This window comes from Micromonospora sp. NPDC004540 (assembly GCF_040610095.1).
In the GTDB taxonomy this organism is placed as follows: Bacteria; Actinomycetota; Actinomycetes; order Mycobacteriales; family Micromonosporaceae; genus Micromonospora.
On the sequence record NZ_JBEXLR010000163.1, the window covers coordinates 1 to 7,748 of the forward strand.

Below are 7,748 nucleotides of genomic sequence, written 5' to 3' on the forward strand. Positions count from 1 at the left end.
GCCCGGCCCGCGCCACACCCTCGGCCCCCACCCCGGCCGGGCCCCGGTCGCCATCGGGCGACCGGCCCGCTCTCGTCTGTCCGAACGAGACCTCACTCCTACTTTTGCTCATCCTGAACAAAAGTGGAGGCGGTTCATCGAAAACTTTTGGCTTCAACCTCTTCTCTTTGGTCCCGAGCGCAAATATCGTCTCGCGTAGAACCTGGCCAGGCTCTCGTCACCTCCCAGCGACCTCCTCAGCCTCGTCCCGGCGCTGAGGCGGACCCGCCCGACCAGAGCGAGGTTCGATGCGCAGAAGACCGTTCGGCCGCAGGGCCGCCACATATCTCGGCCTGCTCACGCTCGCCGCCGCGACGCTCGTCGCGACGGCGGAGCGGGCCCCGACCCCGGCGCAGGCCGCGCCGGTGCTCACCGCCCCCGCACCCGTCAGCAACGGCATCCAGTACAAGGTGCTCGTCTTCACCAGGTCGGCCAGCGGCAACAACGCCGCCACCGCGGCCGGCGTGCAGGCCGTCCAGCAACTCGGACGGGACCGCCGCTTCACCGTCGAGGTCACCAACGACCCCCGCAAGTTCGACCAGGCCCACCTGAAGCAGTTCCGTGCCGTGGTCTTCCTGAACACCGCCGGCGACGTGCTCAACGACGCCCAGCAGGCCGCCTTCGAGGCGTACTACCGCGACGGCGGCGGCTTCGTCGGCGTCCACTCCGCCATCGAGGCCGAGCCGGACTGGTCGTTCCTCACCAACGTGCTCGGCACCCGGGCCACCGGCGCGCCGTCGGCCGCCAGCAAGGCCACCGTCACCGTCGCCGACCGCGTCCACCCGGCCTCGGAGACGCTGCCGCAGCGCTGGTCCACCACCGACCGGTGGTACAACTTCGCGGCCAACGTCCGGGGCGTCTCGCACGTGCTGGCCACGGTGGACGAGAAGACGTACGCCGGCGGCAGCATGGGCTTCGACCACCCGGTCACCTGGTGCAAGGACTACCAGGGCGGCCGCTCGTTCTACACCGGACTCGGCGCGACGCCGGAGAGCTACGACAGCGCCGACCTGCGGGCCCACCTCGGCGGGGCGATCCAGTGGGCCGCCGGCGTCACCGACGGCGACTGCGGCGCGACCGTGCTGGCCAACTACCAGATGACGGTGGTCGGAGCACAGCCCAACGTCAACGAGCCGATCGGCTTCGACGTGCTCCCCGACGGCCGGGTGATCCAGACCGACCGGCGTGGCGGCGTCCGGCTGCACAACCCGGAGACCAACCAGACGACCGTGCTGGCCCAGATCCCCGTCTACACCAACAGCGAGGACGGGATGTACGGCCCGGCGGTGGACCGCGACTTCGCCACCAACAAGTGGGTCTACCTCTACTACGCGCCCCCGCTGGACACCCCGACGGGCAGCGCGCCGACCACCAGCACCAACCCGGCCGCGTGGGACCAGTGGAAGGGCTACTTCCAGCTCTCCCGGTTCAAGTTCGTCGACGGCGAGACCCCGTCGCTGGACGTGAGCACGGAGCAGAAGATCCTCCAGGTGCCGGTGGACCGGGGCGCCTGCTGCCACGTGGCGGGTGACATCGCCTTCGACTCGAAGAACAACCTCTGGCTGGTCACCGGCGACGACACCCCGGCCGGCGGCGGCGGGTCGGGCGGCTTCTCGCCGCACAACGACTCGGTCAGCGCCACCGGCGTCTACCAGGCCCCGTTCGTCGACGCCCGGCGCAGCTCGGCCAACACCAACGACCTGCGCGGCAAGATCCTGCGGATCACGGTCGGCGCGGACGGGTCGTACACCGTCCCGGCGGGGAACCTGTTCCCGGCCGGCACCGACAAGACCCGGCCGGAGATCTACGCGATGGGCTTCCGGAACCCGTTCCGGATCACCCTCGACAAGGACGACGTCGCCTACATCACCGACTACTCCCCGGACTCCTCGACGCCTCAGGTGGGCCGGGGGCCGGCGGGCACCGGCCGGATGATGGTGGTCGAGAAGCCGGCGAACTACGGCTGGCCGATGTGCGTGCAGCCGAACCTGCCGTACATCGAGATGAACTGGACCACCAGCCCGATCTCCCCGGTGGCCCCGTTCGACTGCGCGGCACCGAAGAACACCTCGCGGCACAACACCGGCCTGACCGACCTGCCGCGGGTGGAGAAGTCGGAGCTGTGGTACTCGTTCCAGGCCCCGACGCCCTGCCCGGAGTCCTACCTGTCGACTCCGACGCAGACCTGCCCGGTGCTCTTCCCGGAGCTGGGCACGGGCGGCGTCGGCCCGCACGGCGCGGCGAAGTACGACTTCGACCCGGAGCTGAGGTCGGAGACGAAGTTCCCCGAGTACTACGACGACGCGATCATCTTCGGTGAGTTCACCCGGGACACCCTCAAGGAGATCCGGCTGGACGACCAGGGCGAGATCCTGAAGATCAACAACGTGTTGAACTGCGGGCAGGCGCCCACCACGCCGGCCAAGCCGTTCCTCTGCGACAACCCGATGGACATGCGCTGGGGCGCGGACGGCAACCTCTACCTGCTGACGTACGGCGACGGGTTCTTCAACATCAACCCGGACGCGGCGATGCTCAAGTTCAGCTACGTCAAGGGCCTGCGGGCGCCGGTCGCCGTGCTGAACGCGACACCGACCAACGGCCGGGCGCCGCTGACCGTCGCCTTCTCCAGCGACGGCTCGAAGGACCCGGACCCGGCGGACTCCATCTCGTTCGCCTGGGACTTCGACGGCAACGGCACCACCGACTCGATCGACCCGAACCCGTCGTTCACCTACACCACCAACGGCGTCTACACCGCCCGGCTGACGGTGACCGACTCCAGCGGCAAGACCGCGTCGGCCAACACCACCATCACGGTCGGCAACACCGCGCCGACCGTCACGGTCACCACCCCGCTCGAAGGCGGCTTCTTCAGCTGGGGCGACGACATCCCGTGGACGGTCACCGTCACCGACCCGGAGGACGGGCCGGTCGACTGCGCCAAGGTCGAGGTGACCTTCGTGCTCGGCCACGACAGCCACGGCCACGGTGAGGCCAACCAGTTCGGCTGCTCGGGGCTGCTGCCCACGGACGCCGACGACGCCTCGCACGGAGGCTACATCTACGGCGTGGTCAGCGCCTCGTACACCGACCAGGGGGCCAACGGCCAGCCGGCCCTGACCACGGTGGACCAGCAGATCGTCCAGGCCAAGCGGCAGGAGGTCGAGTTCGCCACCGAGGAGTCCGGCACCACGGTCGGCACCAGCGCGGACACCGGGGGCGGGCAGCAGCGCGGCAGCCTCGACCCCGGCGACTGGATCGCGATCAACAACACCGTGAACCTCACGAACATGCAGTCGGTCACGCTGCGCACCTCCGGGGGCAGCGCCGCCACCGCCGGGCAGCCCCGGTTCGGCGTCCAGTTCCGGCTGGACTCCCCCACCGGCCCGCTGCTGGCCACGGCCACGGTGAACGCGACCTCCGGCAACAACGCCTTCACCAGCACCACCGTGCCGGTCACCGACCCGGGCGGTTCGCACAAGCTCTACCTGGTCCTGACCACCGTCCCCGGCGGCCCGGCCAGCGGCTTCGGCAACCTCAACTGGGTCGAGTTCACCGGCCAGGGCATCGGCGTCACCCCGTGACGCCCGGGTGGGGCCGCCACCCGGGCGGCCCCACCCGGCCTTCTTCCTCCACACACCACCAGCACCGCGAGAAAGGCAGTCACGACATGAACGACACATCGCACGGGATGAGCCGCCGCCGGATGCTCGGCACCATCGCCGGGGCGGCGGGCGCCGTCGCCGTCGGCGCCGCCGGGCTCCCGTCGGCCGCCTTCGCCGGCAACGGGGTGCTCGTCCCGACGGGCAAGCGGGGCATCATCCTCTACAGCGTCCGCGACCGGATCGGCGCCGCCGACGACGGCAGCGGAGTGCCCTTCGGGTTCGAGCGGGTCCTGGGCCGGCTCGCCGAGATCGGCTACAAGGAGGTCGAGTTCGCCGGGTACACCCAGCACACCTCGATCCTCGGCCGGCAGATCACCCCGCAGGAGATCCGCAAGATCCTGGACGACAACGGGCTGCGCGCCAACGGCTCGCACGCCTCGGTCCCCGGCACGGTCACCCCGGCCACCGTCGCCCAGTTCGAGCAGACGCTGGACACCGCCGAGATCCTCGGCATGACGCACATCGGCACCGGCAGCGACCCGACCGGCAGCAACTTCAAGGCCGACTGGGACGCCGCCGTGGACCGGTGGAACACCTTCGGCGAGATGGCCGCGGCCCGGGGCCTGAAGCTGTACACGCACAACCACGACGCCGCGTACAACTTCCTGCTGGACAGCGGGCCGCTGGACGCGCTGGGCCGGCCGACCCGGTCCTCCGGCGTGCGCAAGCTTGAGTACTTCATCGGGCGCACCAACCCGGAGTGGGTCTGGTTCGAGATGGACATCTACTGGGCGCACGTGGCCCAGCACCGGTTCCGCAGCTACACCGACCCGGACGGCGTGACCCAGACCAACGTCTTCGACCCGCTGGCCGTGGTCGCCGCCCAGCCCATCCGGTTCCCGCTGTTCCACGCCAAGGACGGCACCTACGACCCGGCCACCGCGGCCGGCTACGCGATGGTGCCGCTCGGCGAGGGCGACATCGACTACGGCAACTTCTTCGCCAACATGGGCGCGAAGGGTTACCACAACCCGATGTGGGAGCAGGACAACGCGCCGGGCGGCGCCGCCGACCCGGGCCGGTCGCTGCGTTTCGCGGAGATCAGCTACCAGCACATGTCGGGTCTGCGGGGCTGACCGACCCGACCGTTCGATCGCAGGGGGCCGCACCGGGAAACCGGGGCGGCCCCCTCGCGTCACGCGGCTGTGACGCGGGTGTGGCACATTCGGGGGGAGGTGATCGTGATGACGATGGTCGGACCGGAGAGCGCGGACCAGGCGCGGCTGCTGCGCCTGCTGCGCGACGACGGCCCGCGCTCGCGGGTCGAACTGGCCGACGCCCTGGGCCTGCCCCGGGCCCGGTTCATCGCCGAGGTGGACCGGCTGGCCGCGCAGGGCCTGGTGGAGACCGCCGGGCCGGCCGCGTCCCGGGGCGGGCGGCGCTCCTCGCTGCTGCGGGTCGGCGGGCAGGTCCGCTTCGGCGCGGTGCGGGTCGGCGACGGGCGCCTGGAGGTCGCGCTCACCGACGGCGAGCTGACCCTGCTCGCCCGGCACGACGAGCCGGTCGACGTGCGGCTCGGCCCCGAGGTGGTGGTCGGCCGGGCGGTCGAGCTGCTCGGCAAGCTGCGGGCCGAGGCCGGGCTGGCCCGGCTGGCCGGCGTCGGGGTGGCGCTGCCCGCGCCGGTGGCGGTCCGGGAAGGCACCCCGATCTCCCCGCCCGCCCTGCCCGGCTGGCACCAGTTCCCGGTACGCGACACCATCGCCGCCGAGCTGGGCTGCCCGGTGCAGGTCGACAACGACGCGAACGTGATGGCCCTGGGCGAGCGGCACGCCGGCACCGGCCGGCCCTTCGACGACTTCCTCTACGTGAAGCTGGGCGACGCGGTCGGCTGCGGGCTGGTGCTCGGCGGAGCGCTCTACCGGGGCGCGACCAGCGGCGCCGGGGACATCGGGCACCTCCAGCTCGCCGAGGACGGGCCGCTCTGCGGCTGCGGCAACAGCGGCTGCGTCGAGGCGTACTGCGGGGATGCCGCCCTGGTGCGGGAGGCGGTGACGGCGGCGCGGGCCGGGCGCTCGACGGCGCTCGCCGACCGGCTGGCCGCAGCCGGCGCGCTCACCGTGGCCGACGTGGCCACGGCGGCGACCGCTGGGGATCCGGCCGCGCAGACGCTCATCCGCGACGCCGCCCGCCGGCTCGGGCAGGTGCTGGTCGGCCTGGTCAGCTTCGTCAACCCGGCCATCGTGATCATCGGCGGCGCGGCACCGGGCATCGGGCCGGTCCTGCTGGCCGAGATCCGGGGCGTGGTCTACCGGCGGTCCACCCCGCTGGCCACCGGCAGCATGCCGATCGTCCTCTCCGACCTCGACGACCGGGCCGGCCTGGTCGGCGCGGCCCGGCTGGTCAGCGACCAGGTCTTCGCCGCCTGCTGACCGCCCCCACCGTCCCGCACCGGCGGCGGACCGTTTGTCTCGGTGCTACGAACTTGATGACGCGGGTGACTCACCCGCCGACCGTCCGGGGCCGCCGCCCGGCGGAGCGGATGAGTCGTTCACGCCATCAAGTTCGTAGCGGCCGACGAATCTAGTCCCGGCTCGTGGAGAAGGCCGCATCGAAGGCCGCGGACGGGGCGTCGAAGGCGAGCCGGCGGACGAACTGGAGCGCCTCGGGCGCGCCGACCAGGCGGTCCATGCCGGCGTCCTCCCACTCGATCGAGATCGGGCCGGTGTAGCCGATCGCGTTCAACGCGCGGAAGCAGTCCTCCCACGGCACGTCGCCGTGGCCGGTGGAGACGAAGTCCCAGCCCCGCCGCAGGTCCGCCCAGGGCAGGTGGGAGGAGAGCCGGCCGCGCCGGCCGTCGCCGGTGCGCACCTTCGCGTCCTTGCAGTCGACGTGGTAGATCCGGTCGGCGAAGTCGAAGATGAAGTTGACCGGGTCCAGCTCCTGCCAGACGAAGTGCGACGGGTCCCAGTTCAGCCCGAACGCGGGCCGGTGGTCGATCGCCTCGAGGGCCCGCTTGGTGGTCCAGTAGTCGTAGGCGATCTCGCTGGGGTGCACCTCGTGGGCGAAGCGCACGCCGACCTCGTCGAAGACGTCCAGGATCGGGTTCCACCGGTCGGCGAAGTCCTGGTAGCCGCGCTCGATCATGGCTGGCGGGACCGGCGGGAACATCGCCAGGGTGTGCCAGATCGACGAGCCGGTGAAGCCGACCACCGTCTTCACCCCGAGCTTCGCCGCCGCCCGGGCGGTGTCCTTCATCTCCTCGGCGGCACGCCGGCGCACGCCCTCCGGCTCGCCGTCGCCCCAGATCCGGGCGGGAAGGATGTCCTGGTGGCGCTCGTCGATGGGGTGGTCGCAGACCGCCTGCCCGACGAGGTGGTTGGAGATGGCGAAGACCTGCAGGTTGTGCTTGGCGAGGGTGGCCCGCTTGCGGTCGACGTACGACTCGTCGGCGAGCGCCTTGTCGACCTCGAAGTGGTCGCCCCAGCAGGCGATCTCCAGGCCGTCGTACCCCCAGTCGGCGGCGAGCCGGCAGACCTCGTCGAACGGTAGATCGGCCCACTGGCCGGTGAAGAGCGTGATGGGTCGCGCCATTTGTCCTTCTCCCCTGTCGTGATGGGGGGATTCCGTAGCGGACCGGGGCGAGGGCGACCGGATGCGGGCGGCCCGACGGCACCGGTGGACGCGGTCGCGCCTGGGCCCGACGGGTTGCGCCTCCCGTCGGGTCACCGGCCACCTCGCGGTCGCCGCCCTCACTCTAGGTCCGCCGCGGCCGGCGCGGAAGGGCCCGGGACCGTCAGGCCGGCTCCGCCTCGTCCTCCGGGGCGGGCAGTTCGGCGCGGACCAGCCAGCCGCCCTCGGGGCGCGGGCCGGCGTGCAGGGTGCCGCCGACCGACTCGGCCCGTGCCCACAGGTCGGCGCCCGGGACGGCGGGCCCGTCGCCGCGTATCTCGACGGTGAGGCCGGCGGGGTCGTAGCGCAGCCGGACCGCGACGGCCGCGGCCGGCGCACGCCGGCGCGCGTCGGTCAGCGCCTCCTGGATGATCCGGTACGCGGCCACGTCGACCGCGGCGGGCAGCGGGCGGGGCTGGCCGCCCACCCTCC

General features: G+C 72.1%; 4 protein-coding genes and 1 pseudogene. 3 read left to right on the forward strand and 2 right to left on the reverse strand.

Annotation, left to right across the window (positions count from 1 at the left end; genetic code table 11):
* Positions 1-287: 287 nt before the first annotated feature.
* From ABZV78_RS30650 to ABZV78_RS30660, 3 genes are all read left to right on the forward strand, one after another.
* Entirely contained in the window at positions 288-3,626 is a 3,339-nt protein-coding gene (locus ABZV78_RS30650; protein WP_355644201.1) for a ThuA domain-containing protein, read from the forward strand.
* A gap of 86 nt (positions 3,627-3,712) precedes the next feature.
* The gene (locus ABZV78_RS30655; protein ID WP_355644203.1) at positions 3,713-4,783 is read left to right on the forward strand and encodes a sugar phosphate isomerase/epimerase family protein; all 1,071 of its coding nucleotides are present in this window, start codon (positions 3,713-3,715) and stop codon (positions 4,781-4,783) included.
* A gap of 108 nt (positions 4,784-4,891) precedes the next feature.
* Positions 4,892-6,076 carry an ROK family transcriptional regulator gene (locus tag ABZV78_RS30660; protein ID WP_355644205.1) on the forward strand — a complete coding sequence of 395 codons (1,185 nt, stop codon included), beginning with the start codon at positions 4,892-4,894 and terminating at the stop codon, positions 6,074-6,076.
* A gap of 151 nt (positions 6,077-6,227) precedes the next feature.
* On the opposite strand, the gene ABZV78_RS30665 is transcribed toward ABZV78_RS30660, so the two are convergent.
* On the reverse strand, positions 6,228-7,238 hold the full coding sequence (locus ABZV78_RS30665) for a sugar phosphate isomerase/epimerase family protein (protein WP_355644207.1): 1,011 nt from the start codon (positions 7,236-7,238) through the stop codon (positions 6,228-6,230).
* A gap of 202 nt (positions 7,239-7,440) precedes the next feature.
* Positions 7,441-7,748 (reverse strand): annotated as a pseudogene (locus ABZV78_RS30670) (sensor histidine kinase); the annotation flags it as partial.